The following is a 23,878-nucleotide window of genomic DNA, read 5'->3' as shown; positions in this document are numbered from 1 at the left end:
CAGGCCGCGCAGAGCCGGATGCGTCCGACCGGTGTGGTAGGTGCCCGATGACCCTGGAAATCGTCTGGTTCGTCGTCATCGCCTTCTTCTGGCTCGGCTACCTCTTCCTCGAAGGCTTCGACTTCGGCGTCGGCATGCTGCTGCCCGTCCTCGCGAAGGACAACACCGAGCGGCGCGTCATGGTCAACACCATCGGGCCCGTCTGGGACGGCAACGAGGTGTGGCTCATCGTCGCCGGCGGGGCCATGTTCGCCGCCTTCCCCGCCTGGTACGCCGGGCTGTTCTCGGCCGCGTACCTGCCGCTCCTGCTCGTGCTGCTCGCCCTCATCGGCCGCGGCGTCGCCTTCGAGTACCGCGGCAAGGTCGACTCCGACCGCTGGCGCCGCAACTGGGACCGCGTAATCATGATCGGCTCGTGGATCCCGCCGCTCGGCGTCGGCCTCATCCTCGCCACCACCGTCCTCGGCCTGCCCCTCGACGCCGCCGGCAACCGCGCCGGCGGAGCGTTCGCCGCCGTCCGCTGGGACACCCTGCTCGGCGCCGTCGCGATCGCCGCCTTCTCGATCACCCACGGCGCCGCGTTCCTCGCCCTCAAAACCAGCGGTGAACTGCGGGAACGTGCGCGCACCCTGGCGCTGAGGCTGCTGCCCGTCGCCATGGTGCCGGTGGTCGCCTTCCTCTCGGTCGTCCAGTGGCGCGCCGGCACGCTGTGGACGCTGCTCGCGTTCGGGATCAGCGCGGCCGCGGCGGCGGTCGCCTGGCTGCGGCTGCGCGCCGACCGCGACGGGCAGGCGTTCGCCGCGCTCGGCGTCGTCATCGCCGGGGCCGCGGTGGTCATGTTCGGCTCGCTGTTCCCGAACGTCCTGCCGTCGACCCTCGACGCCGCCAACACCCTCACCATCGAGGGCGCCGCGTCGAGCCCGTACACCCTGACCGTGATGACGTGGGTCGCCGTCTTCGGTGCCCCCGCGGTGCTGATCTACCAGGGCTGGACGTACTGGGTGTTCCGCAAGCGCATCGGCACCCAGCACATCCCGGCGGTTCACGCACCATGAGCAAACTTCCCGGGCGCGCAACCCTTCTCGCCTCGGAGTCCACAGTGGACTCGGCGCGGCCGGGAAAGGGCCCGCTCGGCGCGCTGCCGGCCCTCGTGCCGGCCGTGCGCCGAGCGCTGGCCCTGGTGGGCTTCCTGTCCTTCCTCCACGCCGCCGCGCTGGTCGCACAGGCATTCCTGCTCGCCGACGTCCTCGCGACGATCGTCGGAGCAGGTTCCGGGGGACGCACCGCCCAGCTGGCCGCGCTGCTCGCGCTCGTCGCGACGCGCGCGCTGACCGGCTGGGCGGTGCGCACGGTCTCCGCCCGCGCCGCCGCGACGGCGCAACGCGAGCTGCGCGCGAAGGCCGTCGACCACGCGCTGCGCCTGGGTCCCGAGTGGATCGCCCGGCGCGGCCACGGCGAGCTGACCGCGCTCACCACCCGCGGCCTCGACGCGCTCGACGCCTACTTCCGCGAATACCTCCCCGCCCTGGTGACGGCGGCCGTCGTACCCCTCGGCGCCGGCGCGGCGATCCTGTTCGCCGACTGGCCGTCCGGCGTGATCGTCGCGCTGACCGTGCCGTTGCTGCCGATGTTCGCCATCCTCGTCGGCAAGTACACCGCCGACCGCGTCGCCGGCGCGACCGACGCGACGCACCGGATGTCCGAGCGGCTCCTAGAGCTCGTGCGCGTGCTGCCGGTGCTGACCGCGTTCCGCCGCGCCGCCGCGCAGGCCGAGACGGTCGGGCGGCTCTCCGAACGCCACCGCCGCGCGACGCTCAAGACGTTGAAAGTCGCCTTCTCCTCGGCGTTCGTGCTCGAACTGGTCGCGACGCTCTCGGTGGCGCTGGTCGCGGTGGTGATCGGCGTCCGGCTCGCCGGCGGCCACCTGCCGCTGGCCATCGGGCTCGGCGTGCTGATCCTCGCGCCGGAGTGCTACCAGCCGCTGCGCGCGGTCGGCGCCGCGTTCCACGCCAGCGAGGACGGCGTCGAAGCGGTCCGGCGCGTCGCCGACCTGCTGGCTCTCCCGGTGCGTCCGGCGGGAACCGCGATCCCGTCTCGCGGTGCGCTGCGCGTGTCCGCCCTCCGGGTGGCGCGCCGCGGCGGCTTCGCTCCGGACGGCGAGTCGTTCGCGGTCCGGCCCGGCGAGACGGTCTGGCTCCGCGCCCCGAGCGGCGGCGGCAAATCGACGACGCTCTCGGCCCTGCTCGGCTTCGTCCCGGCGCACGACGGCGCCATCACGGTCGGCTCGACGGACCTCGCCGACGCCGACCTCGTGCGCTGGCGCGAACAGGTCGCGTGGGTGCCGCAATCGCCGGTGTTCACCGGCGGGACGGTCCGCGAGGAGGTGGGCTCCGCCGGCGCGGTGCTCGCCGAACTCGGGTTGGCCGGGCTCGCCGACCGGCCGGTTTCCCAGCTGTCCCTGGGCCAGCGTCAGCGCGTCGCCGTCGCCCGGGCGCTGAACCGGGTGCAGCACGGCGCCTGGCTGCTGCTGCTCGACGAGCCGACGGCCCACCTCGACGAGGCCAGCGCCCGCCTGGTGCTCGACGCGGTGCAGCGCGCGGTCGACAGCGGCGCCGCGGCGATCATCGCGTCCCACGAGCGCACCGCGGCGGTCGACCTGCCGCCCGATGCCGCTCCCGCCGCCGAAGCGTCCACTGTGGACTCGTCGGCCGCGCCGCTGAGCTGGCGTGCCCTCCTCGACGGACGGCTCTTCGGCGGCGCCGCCCTGGGCGCGCTCGCGCTGCTGGCCGGGGTGGCGCTGACGGCGACGTCGGGCTGGCTCATCGCGAAGGCGTCCCAGCAGCCGCCGATCCTGACGTTGACGGTCGCGGTGGTGGGCGTCCGCGCGTTCGGCCTCGGCCGCGCGGGCCTCCGGTACGTCGAACGGCTGGTCACGCACGACGCCGCGTTCCGCATCGCCGGCCGCGTCCGGGTGCGGCTGTGGAATTCCCTGGTCCGGCTCGGACCGGCACGCAGCCTGCGCGCGGGCGAAGGGCAACGCCGGCTGGTCGGCGACGTCGACACCGTGCGCGACCTCCTGCCGCGGGTGGTGTCGCCACCGCTGGTGGTGGCCCTGGTCGCGGCCGGGGCGATCGCCGTCCAGACGTGGGTGCTGCCGGCGGCGGGGTTGACGCTCGCGGCGGCGGTGGCACTCGGACTGTGCGCGCCGTGGGTCGCCTTGCGTGCCGAGCGCCGGGCGACGTCGGCGCTGGCGGACGGCCGTCGTGACGTGGCCGCCCGGGTCTTGGTGCTGTTCGAGGCAGCGGCCGAACTGCTGGCGTTCGGGAAGGCGGCCGACCGTCGGCGCGCGCTCGCCGAGGCCGACACCCGCTTGGTGACGCAGGCGCGCCGCCAGGCGTTCGGCGCGGGCGCGGCGGAAGCCCTGGTCACGCTGATCTGCGGAGCGGCGGCGGTGGTCAGCACGGCGCTCGCCGCCCAGGCGGTCGCGGGCGGGCGGCTCGACCCGGTCCTGGCGCCGCTGCCGGCGCTGGTCCCGCTGGCGCTGGCGGAGGTCTTGGCGCTGCTCCCGCCGGTGGCGCAGCACTGGGACACGCTGCAAACGGCGCGTCGCCGCCTCGCCGACGCACCGGAAGCGCCTGTCGCGCGGGTTTCGGGGACGGCGGTTGCGCTGCGCGGTGCTGACCTCGGCTGGCCGGGTGGCCCACTGGTGCTGCACGACGTGGACGTGGAGCTCGCGCCGGGCACCTATGCGGCGGTGGTCGGCCCCAGCGGGGCCGGCAAGTCGACACTGGTCGCGGCGTTGCTGGGGTTCCTCGCGCCGCGGCGTGGCGAAGTCGCGGTCCCGGAGGCGGTGGCCTGGGCCCCGCAGGAGCCGATGCTCGCGGCGACGACGATCGCCGAGAACCTCCGCCTGGCCAGCCCGACCGCGACCGAGGAGGACCTTCGCGCGGCGTTGAGCGGCGCGGCGCTGACCGACGTCTCGCCGGAGACGCTGCTCGGTAGCGGCGGCACGGGGCTGTCCGGCGGCCAGGCCCAGCGGGTGGCGCTGGCGCGGGCGCTGCTCGGAGCGCCGTCGGCGGGGCTGGTGCTGCTGGACGAGCCCACCGCACACCTGGACGAGGTGACGGCACAGGCGGTGCGCGCGCACCTGCGGGAGGCGCTGGCGGGCCGGACGGTGGTGCACGTGACGCACGTCGCCGAGGAGGCGGCCGGAGCCGACGTGGTCCTCGAGGTGCGCGACGGCCGGGTCGTCACCAGGGTGCCGGTCCGGTGATCGATTTCCCTGGTGTCCTTGCCGTGCCGCCACCGCGCCGCGCGATAATGACCGAACTCATGGATCCGACGCTTGCCGCGCGGGCACTGTCCGCAGCCACCGAGATCACGAGCACCGCCCTGTCCGGCGACGACCCGGGAGCGGTGCTGGACACGGTGGTGGCAAGAGCAGCCGAACTGGCCGACGCCGACTTGGGTTTGGCGATGGTGAGCACCGAGGACGGCCGAGTGGTGGTCGAGGCTGCGCACTACGCAACGCCCGCCGAGCCGAACACCGGCTCCGCAGCGCCTGCGGGCTCTGGTGGCCCGGATGCAGCTTCGCTCGGCGACGCCAGCGCAACCGGTCCCTCCTCGCCTGCGGGAGGTGCGCGCCCTGCGGGCTCTGGTGGCCCGGACACAGCTCCGCCCGGCGACCCCAGCGCAACCGGCCCCACCACGCCTGCGGGCGAGGCCTTCCCCAGCCGCGCCACTCAGGCGTCCGGCAGCCCCGAGCCTGGAGTCTCCGCCGGTGAGTCGTTGCGCGGGCTTGCTCTTCCCGCCGACTCCGCGGCCGGGCGGGTGGCTCGTGGGGGCGAACCCGTCTCCAGTGAAGACTTCACCATCGATCCGCGGACCGCGCCCTATGTGCCCGCCGAGCTTCGCGGCTATGGGCCCTTTGCCGCCGCGCCCTTTGGGTCCGGGGGGCGGGTTCTCGGGTCTCTCACCGTCTACCGGAAGCGGGGGCGCGAACCCTTCTCCGCCGGGACCGTCGAGATGCTCGTGGCCTTCGCCGCCCAAGCCGGTGTTGTCCTCGCCCTTGCCGAAGGCGCCAACGCGCGCCACCGCGTTGCTCTCTACGAAGAGCGGGAGCGCATTGCCCGCGAGCTGCACGACGTCATCGTCCAGCGGCTCTACGGTGCCGGGATGCAGCTGGACCGGGTCCGGCGCAACATGCGCAAGCGGTTCGCCCAAGCCGATGGGGCCCGGCTCTCCGACGCCATCGACCAGCTCGACCAGACCATCGAAGAAATCCGTGGCACCGTGCGCGCGCTCAGGTCACCGGAGCCTCGCCACGACACCGGCACGCCTACCGACCTCGCCGAGTCGGCGCGCGGCGAGGTCCGCATCGCCGGCGAGCTGCTCGGCTACCCGCCGACCCTCGAGCTGTCCGGCGAATTCGCCGACATCCCCGCGGAACGCGCCGACCACATCCGGGCCGCGCTGCGCGAGGCACTGTCCAATGTGGTCCGGCACTCCGGCGCCAGCGAAACCCGCGTGACGCTGACCAGGGATTCCGGCGGCGTCAAACTCCGCGTCCGGGACAACGGTTCCGGCGTTCCCCAAGGCGTCGCCACCCGCGGTCTGCGTCATCTCGCCGAACGTGCGGACGCCGCGGGCGGGAAGTTCTTCCTGAACTCCTCACCCAGCCTCGGCACCCTCGTCGCGTTCGACCTGCCGCTCGACTGATCCGTACCTTCCGCGACTCACCCTTCTCGGGTCATCCAGCCTCCCTTCCACGCCCTCGGCAACGATCTTATCGGCTGGTCGAACATATATTCGACTCACGTTCGAGTGAATCTTTACCCGAAAACGCCCGGATCGACGTGGCTGACCGTGACGAGGCTTGAAAAGGTCGCAGCGAACGGCGGATTGCGGCCGCGCCGGCCGCGGACGGTTACTTCTCGCGCCGCGCGATCCAGGCGGCCGCCTGCGTCCGGCGCTGCATGCCGAGCTTCGCCAGCACCGACGTGACGTAGTTCTTGACCGTCTTCTCCGCGAGGAACAACCGCTCGGCGATCTCCCGGTTCGACAGGCCCTGCCCGATCAGTTCGAGCACGTCGCGTTCGCGCTCGGTGAGCGTCGCCAGCTCGTCCGTCGGCGGGTGCCGCATCTTGTCCAGCACGCGCGCGGTGCTCACCGGGTCCAGCAGCGACCGGCCGGCCGCCACCTCGCGGACCGCGTTCACCACGTCCTGCCCGCGCACCTGTTTCAGCAGGTAGCCCGCGGCGCCGGCCATGATCGCGCCGACCATCGCCTCTTCGTCGTCGAACGCGGTGAGCATCAGGCAGGCCGGCGGGTTCGGCTTCGACCGCAGTTCGCGGCAGAGCGTGATGCCGTCGCCGTCGCCGAGGCGGACGTCGACCACCGCGACCTCCGGTTCGACGTGCATCGCCACCGCCAGGGCCTCTTCGACGCTGCTCGCTTCGGCGACGACCTCGATGTCGGGCTCGTCGCCGAGGAGGTCGCGGAGCCCGCGGCGGACCACTTCGTGGTCGTCGACGAGCAAAACCTGGATCGGCATACCCCGAGGTTACGGGGTGCCCGGGTGCCGCGGCGGCGGCCGGTCGTCACTGTCACACGTGGATTACCTCAAAGGTGTGACCGCGAACCGCGTAACATCCCGGCCGGTATGCATTCCTGATCGGCAAATCCGCAGGTCGGGGTGTAAGTGCGAAAGAATCACGGAACCCGCCGCTCTTCGTGGGGCGCTGGCATTTCCGGAATTCCGGAAACGTCCGTAACGGCGTGGACGAGGTGGCGATAGTAACCACGCAATCGCACCGAATCCCGTTCGGAAGGAATTCCGTTGTCCCTGTTTCGCCGTGCCTTGACGACGGCCGCCGCTGTCGCCGGGTTCGCTCTCCTCGGCCCCGTCCCCTTCGCCTCCGCCCAGCTCGCGACGCCGCTCGACGGCGACAAGAACTGCTCGGACTACCAGTTCCAGGAAGAAGCCCAGGCCGTCCTCGACGCCACTCCGGGCGACCCGTACGGCCTGGACCGCGACAAGGACGGAATCGCCTGCGAATCACTGGCGCACCGTCCGAAAGAGCCGGCCACCACCACCGCGACGGCGGAAAAGCCCGCGCCGAAGACGTCCACCAAGAAGCCCGCCACCACCGGCCACCAGGTGAAGGTCAAGCCGGTCGGCGGGGTCGCCACCGGCGGTGGTGAGCCGGACGGCGAAGTTCCCGGTTTCCTCGTGGTCAGCGGCACGCTGCTCGCCGCGGCGGTGTCCGGCGGGATGGTGCTCTACCTGCGCCGGCGCCCGAGTTGAGGCACCCGCGCCTGTGGCCCGCGGTCACGGCGGTCGTCGCCGCGCTCGGCGTGGTGCTGGCCGTGGCCCTCGTCCTGGTCCTGTCACCGAAGGCGCCGCAGGAGGTCGCCCCGCCGAGCCCGCCCGCCACGAACCCGGCGGGCACCGCCAGCGTCGCGCACACCCCGGCAGCGACCGCCGACGGCCTCCCCGCGGCGAAACCGGCGTCACTGACCATCCCGGCGATCGGCGTGCGGGCCGAGGACATCAAGGACCTCGGCCTCACGTCCGGCGGCGCGCTGGAGGTCCCGGGCGACGCCACCACGGTCGGCTGGTTCACCGGCGCGCCCTCGCCCGGGGAGACCGGCCCGGCCGTGCTGGCCGCGCACGTCGACTACAAGCACGTGCCCGGCGCTTTCTCCCGTCTGAAGGACCTGCGCCCCGGCGAGCAGGCCAGGGTCGGCCGCGCGGACGGCCGGATCGCCGTCTTCACCGTCTACCGCGTCGACCGCTACCCGAAGGCCACGTTCCCGACCGACGAGGTCTACGGCGACACCCCGGACCCCGAACTGCGGCTGATCACCTGCGGCGGGGCGTTCGACCGGGAGAGCGGCAACTACCTCGACAACGTCGTGGCCTACGCGAGGCTCACCGCCGTCGAGGCCTGAGCCAGCTCGACATCCGACAGCTCGAGCCGCCGGTACGCGCGTTCCACGAGCGACCAGACGTCCAGGATCTCGCCGTCGAGCTCGGGGTAGGCGATGACGAGGTGCTCGCCGCGGTAGGTGATGTCGACCGGCAGCCCGGCTTCGAGCTGCCAGCAGAGTTGTTGCTGCTTCGGCGTGAGCCGGCCCGCGTAGCGGTCGCTCATCGCCCGCGCGAGCTGCCCGCGCAGCAGGGCCGGGCCGCTCGCCGGGCCGGCCAGCAGGCGTTCGGCGTGGCCGGCGGGATCAGGCGGCAGCTCGCCGGGTTCGGGGTCGCGGACGGCCACCGTCGGCTCGGCCTGGTCACGGGCGGGGAGCACGATGCTGCCGTCCGCGGCGTGGCGGGTCGGCGCGTAACCGGCTTCGCGCAACGCCTCCAGTGTGCGCGCCGCGTCCACAGTGGACGTCAATACGGTCGGTGCCACCGCACGCAGGCCGAGCTTGGCGAGCTTGCGGTGCGCGGCGAGTTCGGCCAGCACGGCGGGTTCGCCGACGACGACGCTCGCGACGTCGATCACCTGCGCCTCGCCGTGCCGCCGCGCGACGTCGTTGACCAGGTACACCAGCGGTTGCGGCAGCTCACCCGCGGCCACGGCACGCAGGTCTTCGAGCAGCCCGCCGGTCGTCGCGCCCTGGTCGAACGCCCGCCGCACGGACGACGGCGAGAACCGCCAGCTGGTCGCGGTGCCCTGCGCTTCGCGGTCGGCGACGCGGTCGAGCAGCGCGGCGAGCCGGGCGTCGGGCGAGCCGGGCACGATCGCCGTCAGGTCGGTGCCGAACAACGCCGTCGTGCGCGCCCGGGAGACCAGCTCGTCGGTGACTTCGACGAGCCGTTCCGGGGCGAGCAGGGCACGCCCGGCCGCGGTCGCCGCGCCGTGCGCGAGGACGCCGAGCAGTTCGCCTTCTTCGAGCGCCATCCGGACGTGCCCGGCCAGATCGTCGGTCGGCAGCATCGGCGCGTGCCACTCGGCGAGCCGGGTCAGCGAGTCCACGTCGAGCGCGTCGCCGGGAGCGAGCCGCGCCGTCAGCCGCACGACCAGCCGCCGCACCAGTGCGTCGACGTCGACCTCGAACTCCGGTGCGGCCAGGTCCCACCAGGTCATCAACAGCAGGCGGTACAGCAGGGCCGGCTCGGGCCGGGCGAGGTCCGGGTCCGGGGCGAGCGTGGGCGCGGGTGCCTTCTGGCCGCGGCGCGGCGGCGGTGGCTCGTCGGCCAGCAGCAGCCCGGCCTGCGCGGCGAGGTCGATGGCCAGCTCGATCTCCGCCGGGTTGGCCCCGGTGTCCTTGGCGAGCTTCTTGACCAGCCGGGCGCCGATCGTGCCGTCCTTGAGCAGCGGCAACGGTTGCGCGGCCGCCAGGTCGAGCACCGCCGACACGCGGTCGAGCAACCGCAACGCGGCAGCCGACGACGCCGCTTCGGCCGCTTCGGCACCGGTGTGGGTGACGGCGTACCCGGGTTCCACCGGGGTGAACGGCAGCTGGTGGTCCGGGCCGCGCAGCGCCAGCGACACCTCGATCGGCATGGTGGCGGTGCCGAAGTAGGTCCCGAACAGGAAGCCGTGGTCGAACGCCCAGCCCGCCGGCGCCACGCCCTCCACCTCGGGAACGCCGTCGGCCATGTCCCGCAACGGTTTCCGCGTCTCTTCGGGCGCGGTGGCGAACAGCTCGCGGACGCGCTCACCGTCCCGGAAGAAGCCGACGAGCTCGCGCAGGAGCTCCGGTTTCCGGCCGGAGCCGGGCAGGCCGAGGGCGCGGGACAGCGCCGCCAGCCGGCTCGTGCCGAGTTCGCCGAGCAGGTTCGCGACGGGCTGACCGAGGCCTTCGGCGCCGAAGCCGGTGCGGTGCAGCAGGGCCGGCAGCGTGATGCCGTTCGCGTCCCGCCAGAGCAGGGCGCGGTCGGCCAGTTCGTCCACATGGGACTCGACGTCCGCGGCACCGAGCAGCCGGGCGACTTCCGCGACGGGCACGGGCCGCCGCCCGATCGCGTGACACAGCTGGACGGCCCGCAGAACCTGCACCAGCGGCAACGGCAACGCGAGCAGCGCGGCATCGACCGACTCGGCCGAGGCGAGCCGCGCGGCGACGACGTCCAGCCGCCGCGGCCACGGCTCGGCCAGCACGTCCGGCCGGTGGGCCAGCACCTTGGCCAGTGCGTCCTTGTCCAGGCCCGCGAGCCTGCCGAGCAGTTCGTCGGCGGTCGTCATCGGCCCAGGCTAAATCACCGCTCGCAGGCGACGCCGTCGCCGTCGCGGTCGAGCCCGGACCGGTAGCCCGGTTCGCCGCGGTACAGCGGCGCCGCGCCGGCGGCCTTCGCCTCGGAGCAGTTCGCGTAGTAGGCGCTGCGGGCCGGAGCTTCTTCGGTGGTCTCCGCGGGCGGCGGCGGGGGAGCCGCCTTGGTGGCCGGGGCCGGCTTCGGTGCCGGGGTGGGCTTCGGTGCCGGGGTGGGCGTCGGCACCGGGGCGGGCGTCGGCGCGGGCGCGTCGATGGTCCCGTTGCACGGCGGTCCCCACAGCCCGCTGACGGCGGCTTTCGCCGCGGTTTCGGTGGCGGCGAGCGCGGGCGAAGCGGCGGAGGCCGCGTACTTGAGATAACCCATTCGAATGGCCAGCGTCGCGTAGTCCTGCCCGTCGGCGAGCGTCAAGGAGATGCCCTGCGCGGTTTCCGCGCCGAGCGTGACGGCTTTGCCGGAAAGCGTCGAGGCGGCCCACCCGAGCGATTCCGCCGCATAGCAACCGGTGCCGGCGGCCGGGGCGAGCACACCGAGGACGTGCACCGTTTTGCTGGTGCCATCGCTGCCGTTGACCACGACGGTCGCGCCGTCCGGCACGCTGCCGACGGTGTAGGTGACGGCCGCCGTCGTCGGCGTCGAGGACGTGGTCGTGCTGGTCGGCGGGGGTGCCGAGGACGCCGGAGCGGCGGCGGTCGTGAGCTTCGGATCGGGTGCCTCGCCGAAGATCGCGCCGAGCACGAACAGGACCGTGAACGCGGCCAGGACGATCTTCAGCCAGTTCGGAAAGCGCTTCTTCGGCTGCATGCGGGATTTCCTCGTTCCTCGAGCGACGTGCCGACGGTGTACTCGGGAAATCTCCCGCCGTCGTTACGCCCGAGCTCGTTATCGACCACCAGTCGTTATCCGGCGGAATGTTGCCGTCACGATCACGTCACGAACCGCGGCCGCACGCCGAAAAGCTGTCACAACGACGGATCGGGAAACGACCTGCGGACGTGATCGAATCCCTCCCGCTGCTGGGCGCCGGCGGCCACCCCGCGCACGGCCTCGACTTCACCGCACTGGAAATCCGGACCACCGGCCTGCGGCCGGGACGGGTCGTGGAGCTGGCCGCGGTGCGGGTCCACGCCGGCGGTTCACTCGTCGGCGAGCTGTCGACGCTGGTGGACCCCGGGCCCGGCGTGCCGCCCGGACCGGCGCTCGTGCACGGCATCACGCGCGGCGAGCTCGACGGCGCGCCGTCGTTCGGCGAGGTGCTTGGACCGCTGCTCGACCTCTGCGCCGGCAGCGTGGTCGTGGCGCACGACCCCGCGTTCGCCGGGCCGTTCCTCGAGCGCGAGATCGCGTCGGTCAGGGTCCGGGTGCCCGCGCTCCCGGGCGTCTCGGTGACGGCGGCCGCCCGCTCGGTGCTGCGGCTGCCCAACTACCGGACGGCCACCGTGGCGCACGCCCTCGGCGTGCCCACCGGGCCCTCGGCCCTGTCGGCGGCGAGGACGCTCGCCCGGCTGGCGACCGTCCTGTTCGGGCGGTACGGCCTGACGTTCGCGACCCCGCCGGTCTTCCCCGGCCTGCCGCGGCTCACCGGCGGCCGGCTGCTGCCCCGCGCCGAGGAGCTGCCCGCCGAGCCGGGGTGGATGGCCGAGGCCGTCGAGCGGATCCCCGACGGCGGATCCGGGAACGCCTACCTCGACCTGCTCGCCGGAGCCATCGCCGATCAGCACCTGACGGCCGACGAGGTGACGGCCTTGGCGGCGTCGGCGAGCGAAGCCGGGTTGTCCGCCGCGCACGTGCGTGCGGTGCACGAGCGGCTCGTCGGCGCCCTGCGGGAGATCGCGGAGCGGGACGGCGTGGTGACCGCGGCGGAGGCACGCGAGCTGCGGCAGGTGGCGACCGCGCTCGGCGTCGCCGACGCCGGCGACCTGCGGCCCACCGCCGGCGGGAAACCGACCCGCGTGCTGGTGCTCGGCGCCGGCGTGGCGGCGGACCGGCTGCGGGCCCGCGTCCTCGCCGAGGGCGGCCGGCTGGCCAAGAAGCTGACCGCGAGCGTCACCCACGTCGTGGCCGACGAGACCGTGCCCGCGAACGAGCCCCGGCTGACGCGGGCCGCCGAACTGGGCGCCGCGCTGCTCGACGTCGGTGCCGCCCCGGTCGCCCTCGGCTTCGAGCGGCCGGCCGCGCCGCCGGCTGTGGCGCGCGCCAGGACGTCGAAGCTGGTGGGCGGGCGGATCCTGATGGGGATCGGCCTGCTGCTGATGTTCATCGTCGTCGTGGCGATGTTCGGGGGAACGCCGGTGGCCGCCGGGATCTTCTTCGCCGCGTTCGGGGTGGGTGCCCTGCTCGGCGGTTGGTGGCTCGCCGAGCCCGCGCCGCGCTAGCCGTGCTTGCCCACCTGCGCGCCCGCTGACCGAGTCCGGTTCACTGGTCCCATGGCAATTCCGGAGCTCGCGCTGCGGCAGATCGAACGGTGGTGCGCGCAGCGCGTCCCCGAGCACCTCCAGGACCGGATCCGGGTCGAGTGCCGGGCCCGGGGCCGCGCGGTCACCATCGTCGAACGCCGCGCGCCGTGGTCGCCGCAGGCCGGGCCCGACTGGACCGAGCAGAAGATCGCGCAGCTGCGGTTCGACGAGTTCGGCATCTGGTCGGTGTGGTGGGCCGACCGCAACGGGCGGTGGCTGAGCTACCCGGACGCGCCGGTCGCCAGCACGCCGCCCGCGCTGCTCGACGAGATCGACCGCAACCCCGGCGGGGTGTTCTGGGGCTAGGCCGGCGGCGGGAAGCGGACCTCGTTGCGGTCGATCTTCGCGTGCGCCGCCGCGGCCAGGTCGACGCCCAGGCGGTCGGCCAGCTGCAGCAGGTACAGCGTGACGTCCGCGATCTCGTCCAGCACCTGCTCCGCCAGCGCCGGGTCCGCGCGCCACGCGTCGGACTCCTCGGGGGTCAGCCACTGGAACAGCGAGGTCAGCTCGCCGACCTCGCCGGAAAGCGCCATCACGAGGTTCTTCGGGGTGTGGTACGGCTCCCAGGCGCGGGCCGCCGCGAAGCCGCGCAGGCGCTGGGTCACGTCGTCGAAGGTCACGGGCGCGATTTTGCCGCGTCGCCGCCCCGTCGTCACAGCCAGCTAACGGCCGTATGGCGGACTGCCGTTGACCGGTGAATCTCTCACTCAATAGGTTGAATCCCGTCGGGATTGTTGCGGGGACCAAGGCTGGGAAGGGAACGTCTTGAAGTACCTGCGATCCGTCCGCGGCCGCATGCTGGGCATCGCGTTCATCCCCGGTGGCGCGCTCGTCGCCGTGGCTGTCGTGATCGCGATTCTCCTGATCCACCAAGCGGTTCGGACGCGGGACATGGCCGTGGAGACGGCGGCCGCGGCGGACCGGACGGCCCGCGCGGTGGTGGCGCTGCAGGCCGGGCGGAGCGCGGCGATGGCCGCGCCCGAGCAGCGGAGCGCCGCGTTCGCGACGTACACCCAGCGGATCGAGTCCGCCATCGCCGGCCTGCGCGACTACGCGCGCCACGCGCCGGACGCCGAGTCCGCCTACCAGCAGACGACCGCCGTCGAGCTGCTTTCCGTCGCCGAAGGCATGGATCGCTCCGATTCCCTCGCTCTGGCCGGGCTGGACAACGTCACGCGGGGATCCTTCACCTCCGCCGTCGCCTCCTACCGCGCCGAGCTGGCCCGGGTCGTCCCGCAGCTCACCGAGAGTGGCCGGATGGCGTACGAATCGCTCACGCGTAGCGCCGAATGGAGCAGGCTGACCGCCGCCGAGAACGCTTTCACCGCCGCCGAACCGCTTCCGGTCGCCGAGTCCGCGTGGCGCAGTGCCGCCTACGCCGTGTCCGCTCAGCTCGGCGGGCTGTACACGCAGCAGAGCCAGTACGCCGTGCAGCTGACGCTCGACGACGGCCGCCGCACCCTCGCCGGCGCGCTCGCGGCGGGCACGGCGCTCCTGCTGTTCGCCGTGCTCCTGATGGTGGTGGTCCGGCGGCTGGTGGCGCGGGTTCCGGTGCCGGTGGTCCCGATCATGGTGCCGACCGTGGGCGCGGCCATCCCCCGGCCCCGCCACGCACGGTCACGAAGGCCGGGGCTGCCGGATCCCTGGCCGCTGAAAGCCGTGTTCGACGACTTACGACGTCGATGAGCTGCTTACTCAGAGTCATAGATTACTCCGAAAAGACTACGCGGTTGGCCCACACGCGTGCTAGCGCGCGTCGGGCAGACTGGTGCGCGTGAGTCCCCACTCGGATCTTCGCCCCTACCTGCGCACTTTGGACGCGGAGACGCTGGCGGACCTGTTGCACGCCCAGGCCGAGCGCGATCCCGAGTTGCGGCATTCGCTCGAACTGCGCGCGGCCACCCAATCCGGTGACGTCAGCGAGGCGCACCGGCTCCTGGACACCGCGGTGACCGACGGGAACGTCGAGTACACCGCGAAGATCGGCGCGGTGCTCGACACGCTGCAGCGGATGCTCGACGCCGGCAGCCGCGCCGACCTGGCCCCGCTGGCCCGGCGCACGGTCGACGACATCAGCGAGGTGCTGGAGCAGTCCGGCGACCACGCCGGCGACCTCGCCGACCGGCTGGACCGGGCCGTCGAGCTGTACGCCCGCGCGTGCGCGGCCCGGCCACCGGACCCGGAGAAGCTGGCCGACTGGATCCTCGAGGTCGAGTTCGACGGACCCGGCCGCCCGGTGATCGACCTCGCCGAGTTCGCGACCGCGCTGGGTGAGCCGGGGCTCAAGCGGATCAAGTCCACTGTGGACGACGTGCTCGCGGCGAACGGGCCGGGGCACCGCCGCGACGTGGCCGAGCGGCTGCGCGAGCAGCTGGCCGAGGTGCTCGGCGACGTCGACGAACTGGTGGCGATCCTGTCGGCCAAGCCGCCGCGGGTGGACGTCAGCCTCAAGATCGTCCGGGTGCTGCGGGCCGCGGGACGCCACAGCGAGGCCATCGCGCACGCAGCCCGCGCGTTGACCCACGACAAGCAGCCGCCGGCGCTGTCACCCGGGCCGGAGAGCGAAACGTCCCGCCGTCGCAAGGAATTCGACGCGAATCCGGGCCGCGAGACGTTCGCCGTCCTGCGCGAGGCCGCGACGAAGGACGGGAAGTGGACGGTGCAACGCCGGGAAGCGCTTGCTCGCCTGCGCGAACGCGCCGCCGAGGGCGTCGAGCAGGCCGACGAGCTGGTCCGCGTGCTGCTCGACGACGGCCGTCCGGACGAAGCCTGGCGAGCCTGCGTGCGGTTCGGCGCGTCCGCCGAGCTCAAGCTCGAGCTGGCCGAGCAGCGCGCGGCCGAGCACCCGGCCGAGACGATCCCGGTCTTCCGCGAGCACGTCGACGAGCTCATCGAGCGCAAGGACCCGCAGGCGTACCAGGAAGCCGCGCGGCGGCTGAAGCTGTTGCGCACCTTGCACAAACGGGCCGAAACGCCGGACGAATTCACCGCTTACCTGGCCGCGCTGGTGGAAAACCACCGGCGGAAAACCCGGCTCATCACGGAAATCCGGACCGCCAGAATCGCCATGCCGAAGGCCGTAACCTCCCCGCGCACCCCTCGTTGAGCCGGGAGAACCGGTGATACACGTGCACCGGGACATCGTGAGCGCGCCAAGGCGTCGCGGTGGCCCAGTTCCGTCGCCCCGGCTCGGCGCCTCCCCGCCGGGCACGCGGCGGGACCCGCGCCAGGGCCACCGCGACCCCCTCGCGGTGTTGAACCGGGGCTTCGCCCCGGGCCGGGGGCTTCGCCACCCGGACCCCCACAAGAAGTGGGTGAGTGAAACCATGAGGCCATGAGCCCGGTCAGTCGCGCCCGCAAGAGGCAGCCGCAGCCCGTCACGCACAGCGTGACCGGCCTGTTCAAGGACGTCCTGAACGACTTCTCGGCGCTGGGTGCCGACCCCGCGCCCGTCGACGTCGAACTGCTCGCCTCCGAGGTGCTCGGCCAGTTCCGCGACCTGCCGGTCGAGGACGGCGAGGAGCCGCTCGGCCTGGAGCTCATCGCCTTCGCGCAGCGCAAGATCACCCCGGGCGCCGCCGCGCTGCTGGCCGCGCTGAAGGTCGTCGCCGAGACCGACGTCGAGCGCAAGGCCGCCGACGCCGGGCTGCAGGTGGTCCTCGGCCGCGGCATCCCCGAGCCCGCCTTCGCCGCCGGGCTGGGCCAGGTCACCGCCGGCGAGTGCTGGCGGACCGGCGACGTCTACGGCGACGAGTCGTCCCTGCTCTGCGTCTTCTCCCACGGCGACCAGGCGTACGGCCTGCTCGCGCTGCTCGACTTCACCGAGGGCGGCCGGGTCCGGGACCTCGTCGTGATCGACGGGCCGGCCGACGTCATCGCCGAGATGCGCGAGCAGTCCGACGCCGACCCGGAGCTCGTGCTCTTCGAGGCCGTCGACCCCGCCGAGGCCCACCGCCTGATCGCGGACGGCCTCGCCGCCACCGACCACGTCGACGAGGCCGACGTCAGCGAGGACTACGCCCGCTTCCACGCGGTCGCGCTGACCTGGTGCCGCGCGCTGCCGGAGCCCGCGCTCGTGCCCGAGGTGGCCGAGTGGTCCGACGCCGAGCGCGCCGCCGTCGTCGAGCAGTTCGTCGCGGCGAGCGGGGAGGACGCCGATGCCGCCCGCGCGCTCGGCGGCCTGCTGCTGGAGCACGGCCTGCGCACCGACCCGGGCAACCCGCTGCGCGTCGGCCCGGAGAAGATCGCGCGATTCCTCGAGGGCCTGCTCGGCGAGGAGTACGAGCTCGACGCCGACCACGAGGACGCCGTGGAGCCGGTCGTGCTGGCCTGGGTGCAGTGGACGGGTGAGCGGGCACACCTGACCGAGACCGCGATCGCCGCGCTCGACGAGGCCGTGCAGGACTACCTGAGCGAGTACGCCGACGACGACTCGCCGCTGGAGCGCTACTTCGCCGACACCGACGAGCTGTCGCCGACCGAGCTCGCCGACGCGCTGGAGCGCCGGATGTTCGCCGTGCCGTCGACGACCACGGAGATCGACGAGGAAGAGGTCGACCTCGACCCCAAGGACCCGGAGCAGCGCCGCGCCCTCGTCATCGCCGAGGCCGACGAGGACGAGGAAGAGCAGCGGCTGATCCTGCGCGCGACGATCGTCGACCAGCTGTGGGACAACGAGCCCGCCGAGGTCTGGCCGGCCGTCGAGCGCCTGCAGGAGGGTGAGCTCGACCGCGACGAGATTTTCGAGCAGCTCATCGATGCGCTGGAAAACAGCCTGCTCGACGGGGAAAACCTCGAATACGACGCCGACGCCTACCTGGAGGCGCTGGCCGAACTCTGATCGCTAGGGGAGGGGGCCTGCCGGTTCGGCGGGCTTCCCCTTGCGGCGGCGCTCCTGGAGCCGGTCGTCGAAGTCGACGGCGAACGTTCCGGCAGCCATCGCGATCAGCAAGACCAGACCGAGCACCGCACCGACCCACGTGAGGATCATGGTGAACATCGTGGGCCTCCTCCCCAGCTCAGAGCCGTTTTCCTGACTCCTTCAGGGTCGCTTTCACAACGCACGCCCGGTATCGGCCAACCGGTTACGGCTGAACGGGCCACCTCGGCCGATCGGCCGGAATCCGGCGCGGAGAGTCGCCGGGACGCAACGAATCGTGCCTGCGCACTCGCTCAGCGTGCGAATGTGCGGCATGTGGGTGACGAGGTGCGTGACCTTCTAGAGCTTGCGCAGCCGGACCCGGTTGATCGTGTGGTCGCAGTCCTTGCGCAGCACCAGGGTCGCCCGCGGCCGGGTCGGCTTGATGTTCTCCATCAGGTTCGGCTCGTTGATCGAGTGCCACAGGTGGCGCGCCTCGGCGCGGGCCTCGTCGTCGGGCAGGCCGGCGAAGTGGTGGAAGTGCGACGCCGGGTCCGCGAACGCCGTGTGCCGCAGCTCCAGGAACCGCTCGATGTACCAGCGCTGGATGTCGTCGGTGTGGGCGTCGACGTAGATCGAGAAGTCGAACAGGTCGGACACCATCAGCCGCGGCCCCGGCTGCAGCACGTTCAGGCCCTCGACGATCAGGATGTCCGGCTGCTGCACCACCTGCTCCTGGCCGGGCAGGATGTCGTAGGCCAGGTGCGAGTACACCGGCGCGGCCACCCGCTCGGCGCCCGACTTGACCTCCGTGACGAACCGCAGCAGCGCGCGGCGGTCGTAGCTCTCCGGGAAGCCCTTGCGGTGCATGATCCCGCGCCGCATCAGCTCGGCGCGCGGGTACAGGAACCCGTCGGTGGTGACCAGGTCGACGCGGGGGTGGTCCGGCCAGCGGGCGAGCAGCGTGCGCAGGAGGCGCGCGGTGGTCGACTTGCCGACCGCCACGCTCCCGGCGATGCCGATCACGAACGGGACCTTCGTGCCGCGGGAGTCGTCACCGAGGAACGTCGTGGTCGCTTCGTAGAGCCGCTGGCGCGCGGCGACCTGCAGGTTGATCAGCCGGGACAGCGGCAGGTAGACGTCGGCCACCTCGGCCAGGTCGACCTGCTCACCGAGGCCGCGCAGCCGCAGCAGCTCGGCCGCCGTCAGCGGCAACGGCGTCGAACTTCGCAGTTCTTTCCATTGTTCCCGGTGCAGCTCGACATACGGGCTGAGTTCGCGGACCCGGGTCATCGCACACTCCTCCGGCCGTCGCCTGCACTGGCGGACGTTTCACCTGCGTTGATTAACGGTAGGGCTTACGGCCGGTTAAAGCGCTGTGATGTAGTCCACCTCCCAGGTGGGGTTGATCACCGAGCGTCACGCTCTCCGAAGACCTCGTCCCAGGCCGCCGCGACCTGCCGGGCGCAGGTGGCGGGAGCGAGACCGCCGACGCCGGTGCCGAGCCCCGGCATCGCGATCGTCTCGACGTACTCCCGCACGGGCCCGTGGTCGAGCCGGCCGTCGCGCCAGGTCTGGAACACCGCCCGGGCGGCGAGGTACGGGTGGACGGTGTCGGCGGGCAGCCGCTCGCCGGGCTCCCGCATGGTCGGCGCGCTGATCAACCACTCCGGCTCGGCCTCACCGGTGGGCACCACCACGGCGTCGCCGATCGGCAGCTCACCGCCGTGGAAGGCCAGGACGGCGCTGCGGACGCGCTGCTCCACGCCCGGGAACGCCTGCGCGTAGACGGCGTCGATGCCGCCGCGCATCCAGCCGTAGGAGTTGGCCGGGCTGACCACCGCCTGGGCGACGACGTCGAGCACCGACCCGCGGTGCACCCGGACCCGGCCGGCCAGCTTCTGCGCGGCGGCGGTCCAGGCATCGGCGAGTGGTTCATCGACGGCGCACAGCACCAGCTCCGGTGCGCGAGGGGCGACCGGCGGCTTGGCGCCCTCACGTCCGGCGTGCGTGCCCGATTCGGCGGTCACGCCCTCAGCATCGCAAAAAATGCCACCCGGCGTAACCGGTTCGCGTACCGGCTGTCCGAGTGAATGTCGCCACGGCCAGGCCCCGTAGCCTGGGAGCTGTGTCACGGATCGCATACTTCGGCCCGCAAGGGACCTTCACCGAACAGGCCGCGCGGGTGCTCGCCGCCGGCGAAGAACTGATCCCCTACGAGACCGTGCGGCTCGCGATGACGGCCGTCCGCACGGGCGAGGCGGACGCGGCGTGCGTCCCCATCGAGAACTCGGTCGAAGGCGTGGTGCCGGCCACGCTGGACGGGTTCAGCGAGTCGACCCCGCTGGTCGCCGTGGCCGAGACGATCCTGCCGGTCCGCTTCAGCGTGCTGACCCGGCCCGGAAACCCGGAGATCCGGACCGTCGCCAGCCACCCGCACGCGCTGGCCCAGGTCCGCGAGTGGCTCGAGGCGAACCTGCCGGGCGCCCACGCGGTGGCGTCGTCGTCGACGTCCGCCGCCGCGGTCGGCGTGCTGGACGGCGACTTCGACGCGGCGGTCTGCGCGCCGGTCGCGGTCGAGCACTACGCCCTCGACGTGCTGGCCACCGAGGTCGCCGACGTCGCCGACGCCGCGACGCGGTTCCTGCTGGTCCGCCGGCCGGGCGAGCTGCCGGAGCCGACGGGGGCCGACCGGACGTCCGTGGTCGCCGCGGCCGCGAACCGCACCGGCACGCTCGCCGAGCTGCTCACCGAGCTGGCCGGCCGCGGCATCAACCTGACCCGGCTCGACGCCCGGCCGACGCGCAACAACTTCGGCGAGTACCGCTTCTTCATCGACTTCGAAGGGCACGTGGCCGAGCCGCGGGTCCTCGACGCGCTGACGGCGTTGCGCCGGCACTGCCGCAACCTTCGGTTCCTCGGCTCGCACCCCCGCGCCGACGGCACCCCCACCACGATCGAGGCGGGTTTCGGCAACGACGACTTCGTCGACGCCGCCGCGTGGGCCGAGGCGGTCCGCAAGGGGGCCCAGGCATGAGGCTGCTGCTCATCCGCCACGGGCAGACCGACGGGAACGTCCGCGGCGCGCTGGACACCGCCCTGCCCGGCCCGCCGCTGACCGACCTCGGGCGACGGCAGGCGGACGACCTCGCGGCGCGGCTGGCGGAGGAACCGCTGGTCGCGGTGTACGCCTCGCAGGCGACCCGCGCCCAGCAGACGGCGGCACCGCTGGCCGCGCGGTTCGCGCTGGACGTGCAGGTCGTCGACGGGGTGCACGAGGTCGTCGCGGGTGACCTCGAAGGGGCGACGGACCACGCGTCGATCCGGACCTACATGGAGACGGTCCGGCGCTGGACGCTCGGCGAACTGGCGCCGTCGCTGCCCGGCGGCGAGAGCGGCACGAGCGTCCGCACCCGGATGCTGGACGCGGTCGGCCGGCTGCGCGCCAAGCACGAGCAGGCCGACCCGGACGGCGTGCTCGCACTGGTCAGCCACGGCGGCGCGATCCGGCTGGCCGCGGAGTGGCTGGCGCCGAACGTGCACGCGGACGTCGCCAACGCGGCGCTGATCCCGAACACCGGCCTGGTGGAGCTGGAGGCCCGGCCGGAGGGCGAGTGGCGCTGCCTGACCTGGGTCGACACCCCGCTCTGAAGGTATCGAACGTGTGATCCCGTCACGTTTAGAACACGTTTGGTGGGGAATTTACGAAAGCAGCCAACCCGCCCGCGCCCCGGTACGTCTACCCCGCAGCACCACACCAGGGAGGCGATTGACATGAAGCTTTCACGGTTGTTCCCGGTCGTCGCGGCTTCGGCGGGCGTCCTCGCGCTTTCCGCCTGCGGCGGTGGCGGCACCACCAACGCGGCGAGCAGCTCCACGCCGTCGAGCTCGGCGACGCCGACCGCGACCACCACGGTCACCACGACCACGCCGAGTCCCACCGCCACCCCGGCCGAGCCGCCGGCCGCCCAGCCCGCGGACAACGGGCTGTGCAAGGCCGGAGACGTCAAGCTCTCGCTGGGCCAGGGCGACTCGGGGGCCGGCTCGACGTACCGGCCGCTGCTGATCACGAACTCCAGCTCGAAGCCCTGCACCATCCAGGGCTTCCCCGGCGTGTCCTACGTGGCCGGCGCCGACGGGCACCAGGTCGGCAAGGACGCCTTCCGCGAAGGCACCAAGGGCAACGCCGTCAAGCTGAACCCCGGCCAGACCGCGGCCGCCGACATCCAGTTCGTCAACGTGCGCAACTTCGACCCGGGCACCTGCGAGCCGACGCCGGTCAAGGGCCTGCGCATCTACCTCCCGCAGGAGACCGCGTCGAACTTCGTGCCGAGCGACGGCACCGGCTGCGCGAGCACGAAGATCCCCGGCAACCAGCTCGCGGTGAAGACCGTCCACCCGGCCTAGCCCGGACCCCGCCCCACCGCCACCCTCAACGGACGGGCTTCGCCCGGCTGTTCAGATCCTGCCGCAGATCTCCTTGGCTTCGGTCAGGTGCCGCTGCCCGGAGATGTCGTTGAAGTGCAGGCTGAGCACCATCCGGCTGACGCCGTCGATGTGGTCGGCCAGCGGCTGGTAGTTGGCGTTCACCTGGGCGGCCGCCGCCGCCAGCTCGCGTGCGGCCATCATCCGGTGCAGCCGCTCCGAGCTGAGACTGGGGGTCAGCGACGGCTGCGTGTCGCGGCTCGTGTCGGGCAGCTCACCCACCCGGTCGAGCGCCTGGCACGCCGCCACGGCGTCTTCGAGCGCGCCAGCGTGCACTCCGGACAGCCCCCACAGGAGCCCGAGCACGCTGCCGCCCAGCACGAACCCGGCCACCGCGCACAGCACGAGCAACCGGCGTGACGGCGGGGGTGACGCGGACTCGGCCTCCTCCGAAGACTCGTCGAAATCGGGATCGGCGTCGGTGCCGGTCCCCGGGTCCAGGGTGCGCATGACTGCCTCCTCACCACCTGGGTGAGGAGCTATTTCAGCTCACAATCCCGGATCGTGGTGGGTCAGCGCCGCGGCTGAGTCCGATTTGTCACCGAGGGAGTGGCGCCGCAGCGCGCCGAACGCGAACGCGGCGATCACCAGCATCGCCGCGCCCGACACGGCGAAGGTCCGCGCGGCCGAGCCGAGCCGCTCGGTGAGCACGCCACCCAGCAGCGCGCCGAGCGGGATCGCGCCCCAGACGACCGTGCGCCACACCCCGAGCACCCGCCCGAGCAGCTCGCCGGGCACGAGCGTGTGCCGGGCCGTGGCCAGCACGACGTTGACCGCCACCACCGCGGCCGCGAACAGGCCGAACAGCGCCGCGGCGGCCACCGGCGAGCGCACCAGGCCCATCCCGCCGAACCCCAGTCCGCAGCAGAGGATCCCGCCGGCGACGACCGGGAGCCGTCCGGTCGCCTGCACCAGCCGGGGGGCGACACCGGCGCCGAGCAGGCCGCCGATCCCGCCGACGAAGGCGAACAACCCGAAGGTCGCGTCGGACAGGTGGAGGTCTTCCAGTGCGTAGAGCACCAGTTGTGCCTGCGCGAGTTCGCTGACCAGGCTGAGCAGGCCCGCGACGACGACCAGCCGCAGCAGCAGCGGGTGCCCGCGCAGCCAGCGCAGGCCGTCGGCGAGCTCGGTGCGGAGTTTCGCCGGCTCGACCGGCGCCTCCGGCTTGCCGCGGTAGGTGCCCGCCAGCCCGAGCAGCACGGCCGCCGCGATCGCGAAGCCCGCGGAGTTGAGGACGAACGGGAGGGCGGCGAAGAGCGCGAACGTCAGGCTGCCGACCGGGCCGCCGAGGAACGTCTGGCCGACGATCTCGCAGGCCTGCAGCTTGCTGTTCGCCGCGTCGAGGGAACCGTCGCCGACGACCGCCGGGATCAGCGCGTTCGCCGCGCTGTCCGCGATGGTCTCGGCGGTCCCGATGATCAGCGCGGTCAGGTAGACCAGCCAGATCGTCATCCCGCCGGCGGCGACGAGCACGGCCAGCGCGCCGACGGCGGCCGCCCGCGCGGTGTTCGCGACGATCATCGCGCGCCGCCGGTCGATCCGGTCGACGAGCGCGCCGGCGACCGCGGCGAACAGCAGCCAGGGCAGGAACTGGGTGGCGGACAGGCCGGCGATGAGCACCGGATCGCGGGTCAGCGTCGTGGCCAGCAGGGGCAGGGCCACCTTGCCGATGCCGTCCCCCAGGTGGGACGCCGCGCTCGACGTCAGCAGCCACCTGAGTCTTCGGCCACCGCCGTCGTTCCGGGCTTCGTTCACTGTGCCTCCCCGCACGAATCGACGCCCAACGACTTCGGGTACGAGGATAACTGCGGAGATGGCTGCGCGTGGTCACGTTGTCACTACTGGTGAAACTCGCGACAA

The 23,878-nt window shown here is 72.9% G+C and carries 22 protein-coding genes; 13 read left to right on the top strand and 9 right to left on the bottom strand.

Annotated features, from left to right (window positions below; genetic code table 11):
- The first annotated feature begins 47 nt into the window (after nt 1-47).
- The 3 genes from cydB to ACWED2_RS10625 are packed head-to-tail and all read left to right on the top strand — an operon-like array spanning nt 48 to nt 5,718.
- On the top strand, nt 48-1,055 hold the full coding sequence (gene cydB, locus ACWED2_RS10635) for a cytochrome d ubiquinol oxidase subunit II (protein ID WP_449690200.1): 1,008 nt from the start codon (nt 48-50) through the stop codon (nt 1,053-1,055).
- The gene (cydD, locus tag ACWED2_RS10630; protein ID WP_449690199.1) at nt 1,052-4,273 is read left to right on the top strand and encodes a thiol reductant ABC exporter subunit CydD; all 3,222 of its coding nucleotides are present in this window, start codon (nt 1,052-1,054) and stop codon (nt 4,271-4,273) included. The genes cydB and cydD overlap by 4 nt, the downstream gene beginning before the upstream one ends.
- A 59-nt stretch (nt 4,274-4,332) precedes the next feature.
- Nucleotides 4,333-5,718 (top strand): histidine kinase, encoded by a 1,386-nt coding sequence (locus ACWED2_RS10625; RefSeq protein ID WP_449690371.1) that lies wholly within the window; start codon nt 4,333-4,335, stop codon nt 5,716-5,718.
- A 208-nt stretch (nt 5,719-5,926) separates the two neighbouring features.
- On the opposite strand, the gene ACWED2_RS10620 is transcribed toward ACWED2_RS10625, so the two are convergent.
- On the bottom strand, nt 5,927-6,553 hold the full coding sequence (locus ACWED2_RS10620) for a response regulator (protein ID WP_410562524.1): 627 nt from the start codon (nt 6,551-6,553) through the stop codon (nt 5,927-5,929).
- Nucleotides 6,554-6,838: 285 nt separating this feature from the next.
- Here ACWED2_RS10620 and ACWED2_RS10615 point away from each other — a divergent pair, with 285 nt between their 5' ends.
- Entirely contained in the window at nt 6,839-7,306 is a 468-nt protein-coding gene (locus tag ACWED2_RS10615) for an excalibur calcium-binding domain-containing protein (RefSeq protein ID WP_449690198.1), read from the top strand.
- Nucleotides 7,303-7,953 (top strand): class F sortase, encoded by a 651-nt coding sequence (locus tag ACWED2_RS10610; protein WP_449690197.1) that lies wholly within the window; start codon nt 7,303-7,305, stop codon nt 7,951-7,953. Before ACWED2_RS10615 ends, ACWED2_RS10610 begins: the two co-directional genes overlap by 4 nt.
- Here the strand turns inward: ACWED2_RS10610 and ACWED2_RS10605 are convergent.
- The gene (locus tag ACWED2_RS10605; protein WP_449690196.1) at nt 7,923-10,193 is read right to left on the bottom strand and encodes a helicase-associated domain-containing protein; all 2,271 of its coding nucleotides are present in this window, start codon (nt 10,191-10,193) and stop codon (nt 7,923-7,925) included. The genes ACWED2_RS10610 and ACWED2_RS10605 overlap by 31 nt on opposite strands.
- 14 nt (nt 10,194-10,207) lie before the next feature.
- Nucleotides 10,208-11,023, bottom strand: coding sequence for an excalibur calcium-binding domain-containing protein (locus tag ACWED2_RS10600; RefSeq protein ID WP_449690195.1), 816 nt, complete (start codon nt 11,021-11,023; stop codon nt 10,208-10,210).
- A 191-nt stretch (nt 11,024-11,214) separates the two neighbouring features.
- Between ACWED2_RS10600 and ACWED2_RS10595 the strand changes: the two genes are divergently transcribed.
- Nucleotides 11,215-12,594, top strand: a complete 1,380-nt coding sequence (locus tag ACWED2_RS10595) for an exonuclease domain-containing protein (RefSeq protein WP_449690194.1) — start codon at nt 11,215-11,217, stop codon at nt 12,592-12,594.
- Nucleotides 12,595-12,645: 51 nt separating this feature from the next.
- Nucleotides 12,646-12,981 carry a DUF3024 domain-containing protein gene (locus ACWED2_RS10590; RefSeq protein WP_449690193.1) on the top strand — a complete coding sequence of 112 codons (336 nt, stop codon included), beginning with the start codon at nt 12,646-12,648 and terminating at the stop codon, nt 12,979-12,981.
- On the opposite strand, the gene ACWED2_RS10585 is transcribed toward ACWED2_RS10590, so the two are convergent.
- A complete protein-coding gene (locus ACWED2_RS10585; protein ID WP_449690192.1) occupies nt 12,978-13,295 on the bottom strand; it encodes a nucleotide pyrophosphohydrolase in 318 nt (105 codons plus the stop codon). The genes ACWED2_RS10590 and ACWED2_RS10585 overlap by 4 nt on opposite strands.
- A 145-nt stretch (nt 13,296-13,440) precedes the next feature.
- Between ACWED2_RS10585 and ACWED2_RS10580 the strand changes: the two genes are divergently transcribed.
- The 3 genes from ACWED2_RS10580 to ACWED2_RS10570 all read left to right on the top strand — a co-directional run bounded on the left by ACWED2_RS10580 (nt 13,441) and on the right by ACWED2_RS10570 (nt 17,515).
- A complete protein-coding gene (locus ACWED2_RS10580; RefSeq protein WP_449690191.1) occupies nt 13,441-14,361 on the top strand; it encodes a nitrate- and nitrite sensing domain-containing protein in 921 nt (306 codons plus the stop codon).
- 88 nt (nt 14,362-14,449) lie between these two features.
- Nucleotides 14,450-15,781 (top strand): DUF6880 family protein, encoded by a 1,332-nt coding sequence (locus ACWED2_RS10575; protein WP_449690190.1) that lies wholly within the window; start codon nt 14,450-14,452, stop codon nt 15,779-15,781.
- 228 nt (nt 15,782-16,009) lie between these two features.
- A complete protein-coding gene (locus tag ACWED2_RS10570; RefSeq protein WP_449690189.1) occupies nt 16,010-17,515 on the top strand; it encodes a hypothetical protein in 1,506 nt (501 codons plus the stop codon).
- A gap of 3 nt (nt 17,516-17,518) precedes the next feature.
- On the opposite strand, the gene ACWED2_RS10565 is transcribed toward ACWED2_RS10570, so the two are convergent.
- The 3 genes from ACWED2_RS10565 to ACWED2_RS10555 form a co-directional block, all read right to left on the bottom strand.
- Nucleotides 17,519-17,674 carry a hypothetical protein gene (locus tag ACWED2_RS10565; protein WP_449690188.1) on the bottom strand — a complete coding sequence of 52 codons (156 nt, stop codon included), beginning with the start codon at nt 17,672-17,674 and terminating at the stop codon, nt 17,519-17,521.
- 219 nt (nt 17,675-17,893) lie between these two features.
- Nucleotides 17,894-18,826 (bottom strand): type I pantothenate kinase, encoded by a 933-nt coding sequence (coaA, locus tag ACWED2_RS10560; RefSeq protein WP_449690187.1) that lies wholly within the window; start codon nt 18,824-18,826, stop codon nt 17,894-17,896.
- Nucleotides 18,827-18,942: 116 nt separating this feature from the next.
- Nucleotides 18,943-19,563: a macro domain-containing protein gene (locus ACWED2_RS10555; RefSeq protein WP_449690186.1), complete on the bottom strand. Its 621-nt coding sequence runs from the start codon at nt 19,561-19,563 to the stop codon at nt 18,943-18,945.
- Between the two features lie 98 nt (nt 19,564-19,661).
- On the opposite strand from ACWED2_RS10555, the gene pheA reads away from it, so the two are divergent.
- The 3 genes from pheA to ACWED2_RS10540 all read left to right on the top strand — a co-directional run bounded on the left by pheA (nt 19,662) and on the right by ACWED2_RS10540 (nt 21,940).
- A complete protein-coding gene (gene pheA / locus ACWED2_RS10550) occupies nt 19,662-20,570 on the top strand; it encodes a prephenate dehydratase (RefSeq protein ID WP_449690185.1) in 909 nt (302 codons plus the stop codon).
- Nucleotides 20,567-21,184, top strand: coding sequence for a histidine phosphatase family protein (locus tag ACWED2_RS10545; RefSeq protein WP_449690184.1), 618 nt, complete (start codon nt 20,567-20,569; stop codon nt 21,182-21,184). The genes pheA and ACWED2_RS10545 overlap by 4 nt, the downstream gene beginning before the upstream one ends.
- A gap of 117 nt (nt 21,185-21,301) precedes the next feature.
- On the top strand, nt 21,302-21,940 hold the full coding sequence (locus ACWED2_RS10540) for a DUF4232 domain-containing protein (RefSeq protein WP_449690370.1): 639 nt from the start codon (nt 21,302-21,304) through the stop codon (nt 21,938-21,940).
- 51 nt (nt 21,941-21,991) lie between these two features.
- Here ACWED2_RS10540 and ACWED2_RS10535 read toward each other — a convergent pair whose 3' ends face one another.
- Together ACWED2_RS10535 and ACWED2_RS10530 are read right to left on the bottom strand one after the other, a co-directional pair.
- Nucleotides 21,992-22,468: a hypothetical protein gene (locus tag ACWED2_RS10535; protein WP_449690183.1), complete on the bottom strand. Its 477-nt coding sequence runs from the start codon at nt 22,466-22,468 to the stop codon at nt 21,992-21,994.
- Nucleotides 22,469-22,507: 39 nt separating this feature from the next.
- A complete protein-coding gene (locus ACWED2_RS10530; protein ID WP_449690182.1) occupies nt 22,508-23,773 on the bottom strand; it encodes an MFS transporter in 1,266 nt (421 codons plus the stop codon).
- Nucleotides 23,774-23,878 lie beyond the last annotated feature (105 nt).

The organism is Amycolatopsis sp. NPDC005003 (assembly GCF_053600695.1).
Note: the sequence above shows the minus strand (reverse complement) of the source record. Positions and strands in the feature narration are given on the sequence as shown.

Excerpts from the sequence above, each read along its gene's own strand:
- cydB (WP_449690200.1), top strand. The coding sequence starts at position 48 with ATGACCCTGGAAATCGTCTGGTTCGTCGTCATCGCCTTCTTCTGGCTC.
- cydD (WP_449690199.1), top strand. The coding sequence starts at position 1,052 with ATGAGCAAACTTCCCGGGCGCGCAACCCTTCTCGCCTCGGAGTCCACA.
- ACWED2_RS10625 (WP_449690371.1), top strand. The coding sequence starts at position 4,333 with ATGGATCCGACGCTTGCCGCGCGGGCACTGTCCGCAGCCACCGAGATC.
- ACWED2_RS10620 (WP_410562524.1), bottom strand. The coding sequence starts at position 6,553 with ATGCCGATCCAGGTTTTGCTCGTCGACGACCACGAAGTGGTCCGCCGC.
- ACWED2_RS10605 (WP_449690196.1), bottom strand. The coding sequence starts at position 10,193 with ATGACGACCGCCGACGAACTGCTCGGCAGGCTCGCGGGCCTGGACAAG.
- ACWED2_RS10600 (WP_449690195.1), bottom strand. The coding sequence starts at position 11,023 with ATGCAGCCGAAGAAGCGCTTTCCGAACTGGCTGAAGATCGTCCTGGCC.
- ACWED2_RS10590 (WP_449690193.1), top strand. The coding sequence starts at position 12,646 with ATGGCAATTCCGGAGCTCGCGCTGCGGCAGATCGAACGGTGGTGCGCG.
- ACWED2_RS10570 (WP_449690189.1), top strand. The coding sequence starts at position 16,010 with ATGAGCCCGGTCAGTCGCGCCCGCAAGAGGCAGCCGCAGCCCGTCACG.
- ACWED2_RS10565 (WP_449690188.1), bottom strand. The coding sequence starts at position 17,674 with ATGTTCACCATGATCCTCACGTGGGTCGGTGCGGTGCTCGGTCTGGTC.
- coaA (WP_449690187.1), bottom strand. The coding sequence starts at position 18,826 with ATGACCCGGGTCCGCGAACTCAGCCCGTATGTCGAGCTGCACCGGGAA.
- ACWED2_RS10545 (WP_449690184.1), top strand. The coding sequence starts at position 20,567 with ATGAGGCTGCTGCTCATCCGCCACGGGCAGACCGACGGGAACGTCCGC.
- ACWED2_RS10535 (WP_449690183.1), bottom strand. The coding sequence starts at position 22,468 with ATGCGCACCCTGGACCCGGGGACCGGCACCGACGCCGATCCCGATTTC.